Here is a 13,422-nt window from a genome sequence, read left to right as displayed (position 1 = left end):
AGCGCGGGCGGGCGCAGGTACCTCGTACAGGCGCCCGTCAATACAGCATCACCCGCGACACCATTGCGACGATGGGCCGACGCACCAGGTCTTCCAGGCGCGCATGCAGGTGCAGGGGGCGCAACAGCATCTTGACCGTCATCTCGATCGGCAGGTGGCGCCGGATCACGGCGCTGCAACGCGAATTCAGGGCGCGCACCTCGCGATCCGGCACGTCTTCGCGGTTCTGCTCGATGCGCAGCACGTTCCGGAGGGCGATTTCGGCGTCCTCGTTCTTGATTTCCAGCAGCCGGCGCGCCAGGGCGGCCAGTACCTTGGCCCGGCCAAGCCGCTCGTCGCTGCTCAAGTCATTGAAATAACGGAAGAAATGCTTGTAGTGACGCACTTCGTCATTGGCGATGCGGCGCGTCAGGTTGCGCAGCACGGGCTCGTCGCTGGCTTGTTCCAGTGCCCGGTAATAGGTGGCAGTGCCGGTTTCCACCACGCAGCGCGCGGCCATTTCCAGTGCCGGCGTCCGCTCGAAATTGTCGACGGAACAGGTCTTGCTGTACTCGTCAAAGAACCGCCGGTACCCGCGTTCCCAGTCGAATTCGGGCCAGACATGCTCGACATAGCGGCGCAGCGCCAGGCCGTGCTGCAGTTCCTCGGATTCCCAGTGCTGCGACAGCCACTCGGCCGCGTCGGGCACGTCGGCGTAGTACTGCGCCAGATTGCCGGCGTAGGTGTCGGACCCGCTCTCGATGAACGAGGCGCCGGTCAGCAGATAGAAGAGCGTGCGATCGTCTCGGACCTTTGCGACGTCGATGGCGTTGTAGTTGATCTCCGCGATGGACCACGGCAGGTCACCCGGCGTCTCGACCGGTGGGGTTGGGGTCATGCTCAGTCCTCCAAAACTGCTGCGCTGCAGGCAATCAAGCTTCAGACTGGCCGCGCGCGCCATGAGGACAGCGGCAGGCATGGCGGAGCGGCGGGCCCGGCGCATGGGGAGTGGGACCCCGGGATCACGCCGGCATCTCCAGAGACTAGCACTAACCCTAAGAAGTTTCCGGGGGCTTTGCCAGCGTGACGTTTTCATGAAACAACGGCAGGGGCTAGAAAGTGCATGCAGCATCGCCCGCAAGTCTCGGAAGTACAACGATTTTTCAAGTCAGGCAACGACCGCTTCGTGGGGGCCGCAACGGTGGCGAAAACGGCCGGTCAATGGATTGGCGATGGTATGATGAGCGCCAATCTATCGGGCACCGGGGGCAGTTTGCGGCGCAGGCGTCACGTCTTGCCGTGTGCTCCGGCGTGGGCCCGGCATTTCCCATTTCGTATCGCCCAAACCACACGACAACCGTGCGACTGTCCTCGATCAAACTGGCGGGCTTCAAGTCCTTCGTCGACCCCACCAATTTTCAAGTGCCGGGCCAACTGGTCGGCATCGTAGGTCCTAACGGCTGCGGTAAATCCAACATCATCGACGCGGTGCGCTGGGTGCTCGGCGAATCACGCGCGTCGGAACTGCGTGGCGAATCCATGCAGGACGTGATCTTCAACGGCTCCACCGCACGCAAGCAGGCGGGCCGGGCCAGCGTGGAACTGGTGTTCGACAACGCCGAGGGGCGTGCCGCCGGGCAGTGGAGCCAGTACGCCGAAGTGGCGGTCAAGCGTGTGCTGACCCGCGACGGCACGTCTTCGTACTACATCAACAACCAGCCGGTGCGCCGCAAGGACATCCAGGACATCTTCCTGGGCACCGGCCTGGGGCCGCGCGCCTACGCCATCATCGGGCAGGGCATGATCTCGCGCATCATCGAGGCCAAGCCCGACGACATGCGGATCTTCCTGGAAGAAGCCGCCGGCGTGTCCAAGTACAAGGAGCGCCGCCGCGAGACCGAAAACCGGCTGGGCGACACGCGCGAGAACCTGACCCGCGTGGAAGACATCCTGCGCGAACTGGGCAACAACCTCGACAAGCTGGAAGGCCAGGCCGAGGTGGCACAACGCTTCCGGCAACTGCAGTCCGAAGGCGAGGAAAAGCAGCACCTGCTGTGGCTGTTGCGCAAGCGCGAAGCCCAGGCAGAGCAGGAACGCCATGCCCGCGCCATCGAGCAGGCGCAGATCGACCTGGAAGCCCAGACCGCGCAATTGCGCCATGTCGAGGCCGAACTCGAAACCATGCGCGCGGCGCACTATGCCGCATCCGATGGCATGCACGCCGCGCAGGGCGCCCTGTACGAGGCCAACGCGGAAGTCAGCAAGCTCGAAGCCGAAATCCGCTATGTGGTGGAGTCGCGCAACCGGCTGCAGGCGCAGATTGCCGCGCTGACCGCCCAGCGCGAGCAGTGGCAGGGCAAGGCCGACCAGGCCAATGACGACATTGCGCAGGCCGAGGAAGACCTGGCGCTGGCCGAGGCCCGCACGGTCGAGGCCCAGGACGCCGTGGCCCAGAAGAGCGAAGAGCTGCCCACCCTGGAAGCCCAGTGGCGCGACGCCCAGCAGAAGCTCAACGACCAGCGCAGCGCCATCATGCAGGCCGAGCAGGCACTGAAGCTCGAAGCCGCGCACCAGCGCAACGCCAACCAGATGCTGCAGCAGCTGGAGCAGCGCAAGGAACGCCTGAAGGCCGAGGAGCAAGGGCTCGACCGTCCCGACGAAGTGCGGCTTGAAGAGCTGCGCATGGACCTGGCCGAGCAGGAAGCCACGCTTGACGAAGCCCAGGCGTCGCTGATGGATGCCGAGGAAGCGGTGCCGCGCCTGGACGCCGAGCGCCGCGCGGCGCAGGAGCGCGTGCAGCGCGAGACGGCCGCGATTGCATCGCTGGACGCCCGCCTGGCCGCGCTGCGCCAGCTGCAGGAAAGCGTGCAGACCGATGGCAAGGTCCAGCCCTGGCTGGAGCGCCATGGCCTGGCCGAACTGCCACGCCTGTGGAAGAAGGTCCATATCGAGCCGGGCTGGGAAAACGCGCTCGAATCGGTGCTGCGCGAAAAGCTCGCGGCACTGGAAGTGTCGAACCTGGACTGGGTCAAGGGTTTCCTGTCCGACGCCCCGCCGTCCAAGCTTGCGTTCTACACGCCGCCGCCCGCCGCGCGTCCGGTGGAAGCCCCGGCCGGGCTGCGTCCACTGATGTCGCTGGTGCAGATCACCGAGCCGGGCATCCGCGCGGTGATGCAGGACTGGCTGGCCGACATCTATACGGCCACCGACATGTCGCAGGCCCTGGCGGCACGCGGCACGCTGCCCGAAGGCGCCCAGTTCGTGGTGGCCGAAGGCCATCTGGTGGGCCGCAACGCGATCCAGATCTACGCGGCCGATTCCGAGCAGGCCGGCATGCTGGCCCGCGAGCAGGAGATCGAGAACCTGCAGAAGCAGTCGCGCGCGCAGATGCTGCTGTCCGACGAGGCCAGGTCCAATGCCGTGCGCGCCGAGACCGCGTACACGCATGCCAGCACGACGCTGATCGAGGCGCGTGCGCGCGCCGAGCAGGCCACGCGCCGCGTGCATGCGTTGCAGATGGACGTGCTGAAGCTGTCGCAGGCCATGGAGCGGTTTTCGGCGCGTAGCAACCAGATCCGCGAGGAACTTGGTGAAATCGACGCGCAGATCGACGAGCAGCGCGCCATCCGTGCCGAATCCGAAGCCAGCTTCGAGCAGCACGATACAAGCCTGGCCGAACTGCAGGCGGCGCACGAAGACCAGCAGATGGCCTTCGATGCCCTGGATACCCAGCTGACCCACGCGCGGCAACAGTTGCGCGACCTGGAGCGCGGCGCGCAGGAAGCGGTGTTTGCGGAGCGCAATCTGGCCGGCCGGATCGACGAACTGCGCCGCAATATCCAGATGGCCGCCGACCAGCGCGAGCGCGTGGCGGAATCGCTGGAAAACGCCCGCGCCGAGCTTGAAACGATCAACGAGCAGACTGCCAATACCGGCCTGCAGGAAGCGCTGGAAGTGCGCGCCGAGAAGGAGCAGAAGCTGTCCGCCGCGCGCATCGAGCTCGATGCCCTGTCGGCACAGCTGCGCCAGTTCGACGAACAGCGCCTGGCGGCCGAACGCAGCCTGCAGCCGCTGCGCGACCGCATCACCGAATGCCAGCTCAAGGAACAGGCCGCCCGCCTGAACCAGGAGCAGTTCACCGAGCAGCTGGCCACGGCCGAGGTGGACGAAGTGGCGCTTGCCGAAAAGCTGACCGGCGACCTCAAGCCGTCGTACCTGCAGGGCGAGGTGACGCGCCTGAACAATGCCATCAACGCACTGGGCCCGGTCAACATGGCCGCGCTGGACGAGCTGGCCGCCGCCCGCGAACGCAAGACGTTCCTCGATGCGCAGTCGGCCGACCTGACCGACGCCATCAACACGCTCGAAGACGCGATCAACAAGATCGACCAGGAAACGCGGGCGCTGCTGCAGGGCACGTTCGACCAGGTCAACCATCACTTCGGCGAGCTGTTCCCGGCGCTGTTTGGGGGTGGCCAGGCCAGGCTGATCATGACGGGCGAGGAAATCCTGGATGCCGGCGTGCAGGTGATGGCGCAGCCGCCGGGCAAGAAGAACTCGACGATTCACCTGCTGTCCGGTGGCGAAAAGGCCCTGACGGCGATTGCGCTGGTGTTCGCGATGTTCCAGCTGAACCCGGCCCCGTTCTGCTTGCTGGACGAGGTGGACGCGCCGCTGGACGACGCCAACACCGAGCGTTACGCCAACATGGTGGCGCGTATGTCCGACAAGACACAGTTCGTATTTATTTCCCACAACAAGATTGCGATGGAGATGGCCCACCAACTGATTGGCGTGACGATGCAGGAGCAGGGTGTCTCGCGGATCGTGGCAGTGGACATGGATGCAGCCGTATCGATGGCGGAGGCCGCTTAAGATGGAACTGCAGAACGCACTGATCATCGCGGGTGTTGTATTGCTGCTGTTGCTGGTGGCCTATAACCGCTGGCAGATCCACAAGGCGCGCCGCGTGCGGCCGCTGATGCCCGAGGACGACCTGCCACCGATGCGCGAGCCGGTGGTGGGCAAGACCACGCAGCCCGAAACGCAGGCCAAGCTCAAGGAAGCGCCGCCCGAGCACGTGAGCCGGCGCGAGCCGACGCTGGGCGAGGCCGGCAAGGGCCTGAAGCGTGACGCGCCGGCCGACGTTGCCATGGCCACCGCCGCCGCCCATGCCGCCGCCAGTTCGGCAGATGCCGACGACATCGTGGCCGACGAGGTGGCCGTGGCAGCTGCCCCGGCTGCCGGGCATGCCGATGCTGACGCCGAAACCCACGCCGAAGCGCACGCGGAAGCCCATGCCGGGACCCATGCCGACGCACTGGCGGACGCCGGGCGCGAAGCCGGCGGCCAGGTCGCCGATGAACCCGTCGCAAAGGCGGCCCCGGCGGCCCCCGCCACCGTATCCGTCCCGGACGGCCAGCCCGCCGCCGCCGTCATCGATCCGCTGATCGACTGCATCGTGCCGATGCACCTGGAGCGCAAGGCGTCCGGTGATCGCATCCTGCCGCTGACGGGCCGTCTGCGCCGCGCTGGCACGAAGCAGGTGCATATCGAAGGGCTGCGCGTCGAAGCCAATGCCTGGGAGCCGGTCACCGCCGGTCACCAGTACGAAGACCTGCAGGTGGCCGTGCAGCTGGCCAACCGCAGCGGCCCGCTCAATGCGCTGGAATTCTCCGAATTCGTCAACGCGGTGGAAGCACTGGCCGAGGCGCTGGATGCATCGGCCGACCTGCCCGACATGACCGAGACCGTGGCCAACGCACGCGAACTGGACGGCTTTGCGGCCGGTGCCGACGTGCAGCTGGGCGTCAACGTGATTTCGGACGGCGCGCCTTGGTCGGCGGCCTATGTGCAGACCGTGGCCACGCAGGACGGCCTGGTGCTGTCGCGCGACGGCACGCGGTTCATCCGCTACGAACCGGGCGCCGATGGCGTGCAGAAGCCGCTGTTCACGCTGCAGTTCGGCGACACGAACTTCCTGCGCGACGACCTGACGCTGAACGCGGGCCGCCAGATCACGCTGCTGCTCGACGTGCCGCAGGCCGCGCAGACGATCAAGCCGTTCAAGACGGTTTGCGAGTACGGCTACAGCCTGGCGCAGCGGATGGGCGCCCAGCTGGTGGACGACAATATGCGTCCGCTGACAGAAGCGTCGTTCGTGGCGATCTTCAACCAGCTCGAAAAGCTCTACGAAAAGCTCGAAGCGCGCGGCATGCCGGCCGGATCGCCGGTGGCCCAGCGCCTGTTCAGCGTATAACGACGGAGCCCCCATGACCGCCAAGCATCCAGGCGCGCGGGCTCCGGCCCCCGCGCCCGCCGCCCCGTTGCCGGCCCATGCGTCCCCCGCCGAGCGCGTGCAGTGGCTGCGCGCCGAACTGGAGCGCCACAGCTACCAGTATTACGTGCTCGATGCGCCGACCATTCCCGATGCGGAATATGACGCGCTGTTCAGCGAGCTGCAGGCGCTGGAAACCGAGCATCCCGACCTGCTGACCGATGACTCGCCGACGCAACGCGTGGGCGGGGCGCCGCTGGCCGCGTTCGACACGGTGCGCCACCGCGTGCCCATGCTGTCTCTGAACAACGGCTTCGAGGACGAGGACGTGGTCAGTTTCGACCGCCGCTGCGCACAGGGGCTGGGCAAGGCCGCCGTGGCGGCGCCGGCCGATGACCTGTTCGGTGCCGCCGAAGCGGCCGAAAGCGCCGTCGAATACGCGTGCGAACTGAAGTTCGACGGCCTGGCCATGTCGCTGCGCTACGAGGACGGCAAACTCGTGCAGGCCGCCACGCGCGGCGATGGCGAGACCGGCGAGGATGTGACCGCCAATGTGCGCACCATCAAGGCCATTCCGCTGAAGCTGCGCGGCAAGGCCCCGGCCGTGCTCGAAGTGCGCGGCGAGGTGTTCATGTACCGCGCCGATTTCGACCGTCTCAACGCGCGCCAGGCCGAGGCCGGCGAAAAGACGTTCGTCAATCCGCGCAATGCGGCGGCAGGCAGCCTGCGCCAGCTGGACCCGCGGATCACGGCCAGGCGGCCGCTGTCTTTCTTCGCCTACGGCCTGGGCGAGCTGCAGGGCGCCGACCGTCCGGCCACGCACAGCGTGATGATGGACGGCTTCGCCGCGCTGGGTTTGCCGGTCTGCGACGAACGCCGCGTGGTCAAGGGCGCGCAGGGGCTGCTGTCGTTCTATCGCGATATCGGCGCGCGCCGCGACCAGTTGCCGTACGACATCGACGGCGTGGTCTACAAGGTCAATGCCATCGCCGAGCAGGAACAGCTGGGCTTTGTCTCGCGCGCCCCGCGCTTTGCACTGGCGCACAAGTTTCCGGCGCAGGAGATGACCACCACGGTCGAGGACATCGAGGTGCAGGTGGGCCGGACCGGCGCCATCACCCCCGTGGCGCGGCTGGCGCCAGTGTTCGTCGGCGGGGTGACCGTCACCAATGCCACGCTGCATAACGAGGACGAGATCCGCCGCAAGGATGTGCATATTGGCGATACGGTGATTGTTCGCCGTGCCGGCGACGTGATTCCCGAGGTGGTGGCCGTGGTGCTGGAGCGCCGGCCTGCCGACGCCCGCGCCTTCGTGATGCCCACCGCGTGCCCGGTATGCGGGTCGCATGTGGAAAAGCTCGAGGGCGAGGCCATCGCCCGTTGCACGGGCGGCCTGATCTGCGCGGCGCAGCGCAAGCAGGCGCTGATCCACTTTGCCCAACGGCGCGCGATGGATGTGGATGGCCTGGGCGACAAGATCGTCGAACAGCTGGTGGATATGGGCATCGTCCGCACGCCGGCCGATCTCTACAAGCTCGGCGTGGCCAAGCTGGCCGCGCTGGACCGCATGGCCGACAAGTCCGCCACGAACCTGGTGGCGGCCATCGACAAGTCGCGCGAGACCACGCTGAACCGGTTTATCTTTGCGCTGGGCATCCGCCACGTGGGCGAGGCCACGGCCAAGGACCTGGCCAAGCACTTCGGCAAGCTCGACAACCTGCTGGCCGCCGACGAGGCCGCGCTGCTGGAAGTCAACGATGTGGGGCCGGTGGTGGCGCAATCGATTGCCAATTTCTTCGCCGAGCCGCACAACGTCGAGGTGATCGAGCAGTTGCGTGCCGCAGGCGTACACTGGGTCGAATCGGAACCCACGGCACGGGCGCCGCTGCCGCTGGCCGGCAAGACCATCGTGCTGACCGGCACGCTGCCGACGCTGTCGCGCGAGGACGCCAAGGAAAAGCTCGAAGCCGCCGGCGCCAAGGTGGCGGGCTCGGTATCGAAGAAAACCGATTACGTCGTGGCTGGCGCCGAAGCCGGCAGCAAGCTGGAAAAGGCGCAGGCGCTGGGTGTGCCGGTGCTGGACGAGGACGGCATGCTCAAGCTGCTGGCCGACGCCGGGGCCGAGGCCCCCGACAACGGAGAACCGCAATGATCCGCGAGATTCTGAAGATGGGCGATGCGCGGCTGCTGCAGAAGGCGCGGCCGGTGATCGAGTTCAACACGCCGGAACTGCGGCTGCTGGTCGACGACATGTTCGACACGATGGAGCATGCCAACGGCGCCGGCCTGGCTGCGCCGCAGATCGGCGTGGACCTCCAGGTGGTGATCTTCGGCTTCGATCGCAACCCGCGCTATCCCGATGCGCCGACGGTGCCCAAGACCGTGCTGATCAATCCGGTGCTGGAGCCGCTGTCCGACGACATGGAAGACGGCTGGGAGGGTTGCCTGTCGGTGCCCGGCCTGCGCGGCGTGGTGCCGCGCCACACCCGCCTGAAATACTCGGGCTTCGACATGCTCGGCAACCCGATCGAGCGCGTGGCGGATGGCTTTCACGCGCGCGTGGTGCAGCACGAGTGCGATCACCTGATCGGCGTGCTGTATCCGATGCGGGTCAAGGATTTCACGCGCTTCGGCTTCACGGAAGTCCTGTTCCCCGAACTGCCGCCCAACTACGACGACTGAGCGGGGCGGCGGGCGGGGCCGTCATGCGGCACCAGTGGCCAGCACCGGCTGGCCGTGGCGGGCGTGATAGATCGCGGCCGCCGCCACCAGCATCGTCATCAGGATCAGCTCGGCCGCCAGGCTCGTGAGCGTGGCATCGAGGTAGCTGCCGCCGTGGTGGATGCGCTGGGCGAACACCGTGCCCAGCAGCGCCGAACCGAGGCCCAGCGACGCCTGCTGTACCGTGGCCAGCGCCGCGCTGCCTGCGCCGGCGTGATCGGGCGGAATATCGGCCAGCCCGATGCGATAGAAGCAGCCCACCACCAGCGCGTTGCCAATGCCGATCAGCATGGTTGGCGCGGCCAGCGTGAGCAGGTCGGGATGCGGCCAGACATGGCGCAGCGTCCAGGCCAGCGCCGCCATGCCTGCCATCTGGATCAGGCAGCCGATCAGCAGCACGCGCGTACGGCCCCACAGCCCCACCACACCCGGACTCAGCAGCGAGGCCACCGAGAACGCCACGCCCAGCGGAATGAACGCGTTGCCGGCCATCGTCGGCGTCATGCCGCCACCGCCCTGCAGGGCCAGCGCCAGCACGAACATGAAGCCGCTCCAGCACGCGTAGAACAGGATGGCCACCACAAAGCCGAAGCGCACGCTCGGCAGCCGTAACAGCGACGGCGGCAGCAGCGGATGCACGCCGCGCCGTTCCTGGCGCTTTTCAACCTGCCACAGCCACAGCGTCAGCGGGCCCGCCGCCGCCAGCGTGGCCAGCACGGGCCAGGACCAGTGGAACATCGGCCCCATCGCCACGGGCAGCAGCACGGCCAGGATCACCATCGCCAGCAGCGCCGTGCCGGGGACATCCACACCGGCCGGATTGTCCCGCCGCGTTTCCGGGATCACGCGCGGCGACAGCCACAGGATGGCCGCGCAAACGGGCAGGTTGATCAGGAACGCATTGCGCCAGCCCAGGCCGCCGATATCGGCATCCACCAGGAAGCCGCCCAGCACCTGCCCGATGATGAAGGCCACACCGCCCACCGACGCGAACAGCGCCAGCGCGCGGGAGTGCGCGTGCCCGCGCAGGCCCACGTGGATGGTGGCCAGGATCTGCGGCACCAGCAGCGCGGCGGCCGCGCCCTGCAGCAACCGGGCGCCCAGCAGCACCAGCATCGACCCGGCCACGCCGCACAGCAACGAGGCAATGCCGAACAGCAGCACGCCGGCGTTGAATACGCGGCGGCGCCCGAAGTTGTCGCCCAGCCGGCCGCCCATGGCCAGGCAAACGGCGAATGCCACGCCGTAGACGGCCACCATCAGTTCCAGTTCGGCCGGCGAGGCGCCCAGCGAATGTTCAATGGGGTGCAGCGCCACGTTGACGATGGAAAAGTCGATCTGCGGCAGCAACTGACCGGCCAGCAGCACGTACAGGCCGGTACGGCCCAGTGACGGTGTGGAATCCGGTGCGGAAGTATGGATGGAAGGTGCGGGGGCTTTCATGGCATGCGGACCTCGACAAGGCGTGAGGCTGGGAGTATGGTCATGCATCCAGACTGGTACAAGAGTCCAGTTAGACTGGTATAAACAGTGTCAGGCTACGCAGGAGTGATCGATCATGAACGCCCGTCAGGAACCGAGTGCGCTGTGGAACCCGGGAACCGGCCTGCCCACGGACAACGACGCGCCTGAGTTCGCAGCCCATGCCGGCACCGGCAGGGAGGCCGAATTAGGCGCCTTCCTGCGCGCCCGCCGCGAAAATCTCGATCCGGCACGGATCGGCCTGTCGCGTGCCGGCCGACGCCGCACGCCGGGCCTGCGGCGCGAGGAAGTGGCCGCGATGGCCGATATCGGCATCACCTGGTACACCAAGCTGGAGCAGGGCAGGCCGATCCGCGTGTCGCCGAAGGTGCTCAATGCGGTGGCCGCCGCGCTGCAATGCTCGCCGACCGAGACCGAGCACCTGTTCACGCTTGCCGGCCTGCAGCGGCCCGCCGCCCTGGCCGGCACGTCGGTTTGCGAAACGGTGTCGGTGACCACGCAGCGCATGCTTGACCAGCTCGACCCGATCCCGGCGCTGGTGCAGAACGCCCGCTTCGACATCGTGGCGCACAACGACGCCTATTGCCGGCTGCTGGGGATGAATGTCCCGAGCCTGCCGCCGGAAGACCGCAACTGCATCTATCTGGCACTGACGCACCCGGGCTGGCGCAAGGCCGTGCCCGACTGGGAAAGCATGGTCTGCAACATGGTGGCGATGTATCGGGCGGCGATGGCCGAGCATGTCGACGATCCGCTGTGGGAAGCGCAGCTGGCGCGCTATATGGCGGTGTCCGAGACCTTCCAGCAGCTCTGGCAGAGATACCAGGTGCGCGGCATCCAGAACCACGTCAAGCGTTTCACCCATCCGGAAACCGGGGATTTCCAGCTGACGCAGACCAATTTCTGGACCGCGCCGCGCAATGGCGCGCGGCTGCTGGTCTATGTGCCGGCCGACGAGCAGGCCGAGGCCGCGCTAAGGAAGCTGCCGGCGGTGCATGGGTGAGGGGTGTAGCCCCCACCCGCTTGCGGGATAGGGGCCGGCGAATCAAGGCTGCCCGAGCCGCCTCAGAACTTCTCGAACTGCCCCAGGAAGCGCCACTGGCCCGGCGGCAGGTCGCCCAGCGCGATACGGCCCATGCGCACGCGCTTGAGGCCCACCACCTTCAGTCCCACCTGTTCGCACATCCGGCGGATCTGGCGCTTGCGGCCTTCGCGCAGCACGAAGCGCAACTGCTCTTCGTTCTGCCAGCTTACCTTGGCGGGCTTCAGCGCCACGCCGTCCAGCGACAGGCCAAAGCGCAGGCGCTCAAGCTGGTCTTCGGGGAAGACGGCGCTGATGTTGCGGTCGACCAGACCCTGTGGCGATTCCCACTCCACGCGCACCAGGTATTCCTTTTCGACGGTGGAATCGTCGCCAATCAGCGCCCGCGCCACGCGGCCGTCCTGCGTGAGCACCAGCAGGCCGGTGGAGTCGATATCGAGCCGGCCCGCCGGGGCCAGGTTCTTGCGCTGCCACGGCGCGAAACGCTTGCGCGTGGGGTCTTGCTCCCACTGGTTCTCGGCCGTGAACAGTACGGCGGCCGGCTCGTAGCCATCTTCGGCCTGGCCGGAGACATAGCCGACCGGCTTGTTCAGCAGCACCGTCACGCGCTCGCCTTGCTCAGAGCGCGCTTCCTGCCGGATTTCGATTTCGGCGTCCGGGCGGATGCGGGAGCCGAGTTCGGTCACGGGCTCGCCATCGACCAGCACCCAGCCCAGCGGAATCCATTCGTCGGCTTCACGGCGCGAGCACAGGCCCAGTTCGGACATGCGCTTGGACAGACGGACCAGGCCGTCTTCACGCGGCTCGGCCGGGGCCTGCGGGGCCGGGCGTTCCGAGCGTTCGAACCGTTCGCCGCGGTCGCCGCGCACCGGGCGGGCGCGGTCCGACGTGTCGCTGAAACGGCGTGCCGGTGCATCGCCACGGCGCGGCGCACCATCATCGCGGCGCGGACGGTCCGTCCGCGCATCGTCGCCAAAGCGGCGCGGGCGCTGGCCACCTTCGCCTTCGAAGCGACGCGGACGATCCGTGCCCTGTCCTTCGAAGCGACGCGGGCGATTCGAGCCCTGGCCTTCGAAGCGACGCGGACGATCCGAGCCCTGGCCTTCGAAGCGGCGCGGACGATCGGACCCTTCGCCTTCGAAGCGACGCGGGCGATCCGAGCCCTGGCCTTCGAAGCGACGCGGACGATCCGAGCCCTGGCCTTCGAAGCGACGCGGACGGTCCGAGCCTTCGCCTTCAAAACGGCGCGGGCGGTCGGAGCCCTGGCCTTCGAAGCGACGCGGGCGATCCGAGCCCTGGCCTTCGAAGCGACGGGGACGGTCCGAGCCTTCGCCTTCAAAACGGCGCGGACGATCGGAGCCTTGGCCTTCGAAGCGACGCGGGCGATCCGAGCCCTGACCTTCGAAGCGACGGGGACGGTCCGAGCCTTCGCCTTCAAAACGGCGCGGGCGGTCGGAGCCCTGGCCTTCGAAACGACGCGGGCGGTCGGAGCCCTGGCCTTCGAAACGACGCGGGCGGTCGGAGCCTTCGCCTTCGAAGCGACGCGGGCGATCCGAGCCCTGGCCTTCAAAGCGGCGCGGACGATCCGACCCATGGCCTTCGAAGCGACGGGGGCGGTCCGAGCCTTCGCCTTCAAACCGACGCGGGCGGTCGGAGCCTTGCCCCTCGAAGCGGCGCGGACGCTCGGTACGCTCGCCCTCGAACCGGCGCGGTGCACCTTCGGCCGGCGCCGGCTTGCGCTTGTCTTTCTCGGCCGCGCGATCCTTGGCCTGCTTGATGCCGGTCACGACATCCTGCACGCGCTTGCGGTTCAGGTCCGACACACGCACCGGGCGGTTCGCCTTGCGCGGTGCGCCCGTCGTGGAGGTCTTGATGCCCAGCGTCTTGCGGCCGGGGTTGTTGCTATCTGTCATATCTTTCC

Annotated in this window: 8 protein-coding genes; 5 read left to right on the top strand and 3 right to left on the bottom strand. The window is 67.5% G+C overall.

Annotated features, from left to right (window positions below):
• Nucleotides 1-37 precede the first annotated feature (37 nt).
• Nucleotides 38-877 (bottom strand): ferritin-like domain-containing protein, encoded by an 840-nt coding sequence (locus AC3FJ6_RS18255; protein WP_488773127.1) that lies wholly within the window; start codon nucleotides 875-877, stop codon nucleotides 38-40.
• A 461-nt stretch (nucleotides 878-1,338) separates the two neighbouring features.
• Here AC3FJ6_RS18255 and smc point away from each other — a divergent pair, with 461 nt between their 5' ends.
• From smc to def, 4 genes are read left to right on the top strand one after another with little or no spacing between them, the layout of a single operon-like run.
• The gene (gene smc / locus AC3FJ6_RS18250; protein WP_488773126.1) at nucleotides 1,339-4,854 is read left to right on the top strand and encodes a chromosome segregation protein SMC; all 3,516 of its coding nucleotides are present in this window, start codon (nucleotides 1,339-1,341) and stop codon (nucleotides 4,852-4,854) included.
• A 1-nt stretch (nucleotide 4,855) separates the two neighbouring features.
• On the top strand, nucleotides 4,856-6,238 hold the full coding sequence (locus tag AC3FJ6_RS18245; protein WP_488773125.1) for a cell division protein ZipA C-terminal FtsZ-binding domain-containing protein: 1,383 nt from the start codon (nucleotides 4,856-4,858) through the stop codon (nucleotides 6,236-6,238).
• A 13-nt stretch (nucleotides 6,239-6,251) separates the two neighbouring features.
• Nucleotides 6,252-8,408, top strand: coding sequence for an NAD-dependent DNA ligase LigA (ligA, locus tag AC3FJ6_RS18240; RefSeq protein WP_488773124.1), 2,157 nt, complete (start codon nucleotides 6,252-6,254; stop codon nucleotides 8,406-8,408).
• A complete protein-coding gene (gene def / locus AC3FJ6_RS18235; protein ID WP_153947798.1) occupies nucleotides 8,405-8,938 on the top strand; it encodes a peptide deformylase in 534 nt (177 codons plus the stop codon). The genes ligA and def overlap by 4 nt, the downstream gene beginning before the upstream one ends.
• 21 nt (nucleotides 8,939-8,959) lie before the next feature.
• Here def and AC3FJ6_RS18230 read toward each other — a convergent pair whose 3' ends face one another.
• Nucleotides 8,960-10,420: an MFS transporter gene (locus AC3FJ6_RS18230; protein WP_488773123.1), complete on the bottom strand. Its 1,461-nt coding sequence runs from the start codon at nucleotides 10,418-10,420 to the stop codon at nucleotides 8,960-8,962.
• A gap of 115 nt (nucleotides 10,421-10,535) precedes the next feature.
• On the opposite strand from AC3FJ6_RS18230, the gene AC3FJ6_RS18225 reads away from it, so the two are divergent.
• A complete protein-coding gene (locus AC3FJ6_RS18225; protein ID WP_488773122.1) occupies nucleotides 10,536-11,462 on the top strand; it encodes a helix-turn-helix transcriptional regulator in 927 nt (308 codons plus the stop codon).
• A 62-nt stretch (nucleotides 11,463-11,524) separates the two neighbouring features.
• On the opposite strand, the gene AC3FJ6_RS18220 is transcribed toward AC3FJ6_RS18225, so the two are convergent.
• Entirely contained in the window at nucleotides 11,525-13,414 is a 1,890-nt protein-coding gene (locus AC3FJ6_RS18220) for a pseudouridine synthase (RefSeq protein ID WP_488773121.1), read from the bottom strand.
• Between the last annotated feature and the right edge of the window lie 8 nt (nucleotides 13,415-13,422).

Source organism: Cupriavidus sp. 94F1 (genome assembly GCF_057798875.1).
This window is presented reverse-complemented; position numbering and strand designations above follow the sequence as displayed.

What these genes read in the sequence shown, in the direction of transcription:
- AC3FJ6_RS18255 (WP_488773127.1), bottom strand. Translation starts at nt 877, where the DNA reads ATGACCCCAACCCCACCGGTCGAGACGCCGGGTGACCTGCCGTGGTCC.
- AC3FJ6_RS18245 (WP_488773125.1), top strand. Translation starts at nt 4,856, where the DNA reads ATGGAACTGCAGAACGCACTGATCATCGCGGGTGTTGTATTGCTGCTG.
- AC3FJ6_RS18220 (WP_488773121.1), bottom strand. Translation starts at nt 13,414, where the DNA reads ATGACAGATAGCAACAACCCCGGCCGCAAGACGCTGGGCATCAAGACC.
- AC3FJ6_RS18230 (WP_488773123.1), bottom strand. Translation starts at nt 10,420, where the DNA reads ATGAAAGCCCCCGCACCTTCCATCCATACTTCCGCACCGGATTCCACA.
- def (WP_153947798.1), top strand. Translation starts at nt 8,405, where the DNA reads ATGATCCGCGAGATTCTGAAGATGGGCGATGCGCGGCTGCTGCAGAAG.
- ligA (WP_488773124.1), top strand. Translation starts at nt 6,252, where the DNA reads ATGACCGCCAAGCATCCAGGCGCGCGGGCTCCGGCCCCCGCGCCCGCC.
- AC3FJ6_RS18225 (WP_488773122.1), top strand. Translation starts at nt 10,536, where the DNA reads ATGAACGCCCGTCAGGAACCGAGTGCGCTGTGGAACCCGGGAACCGGC.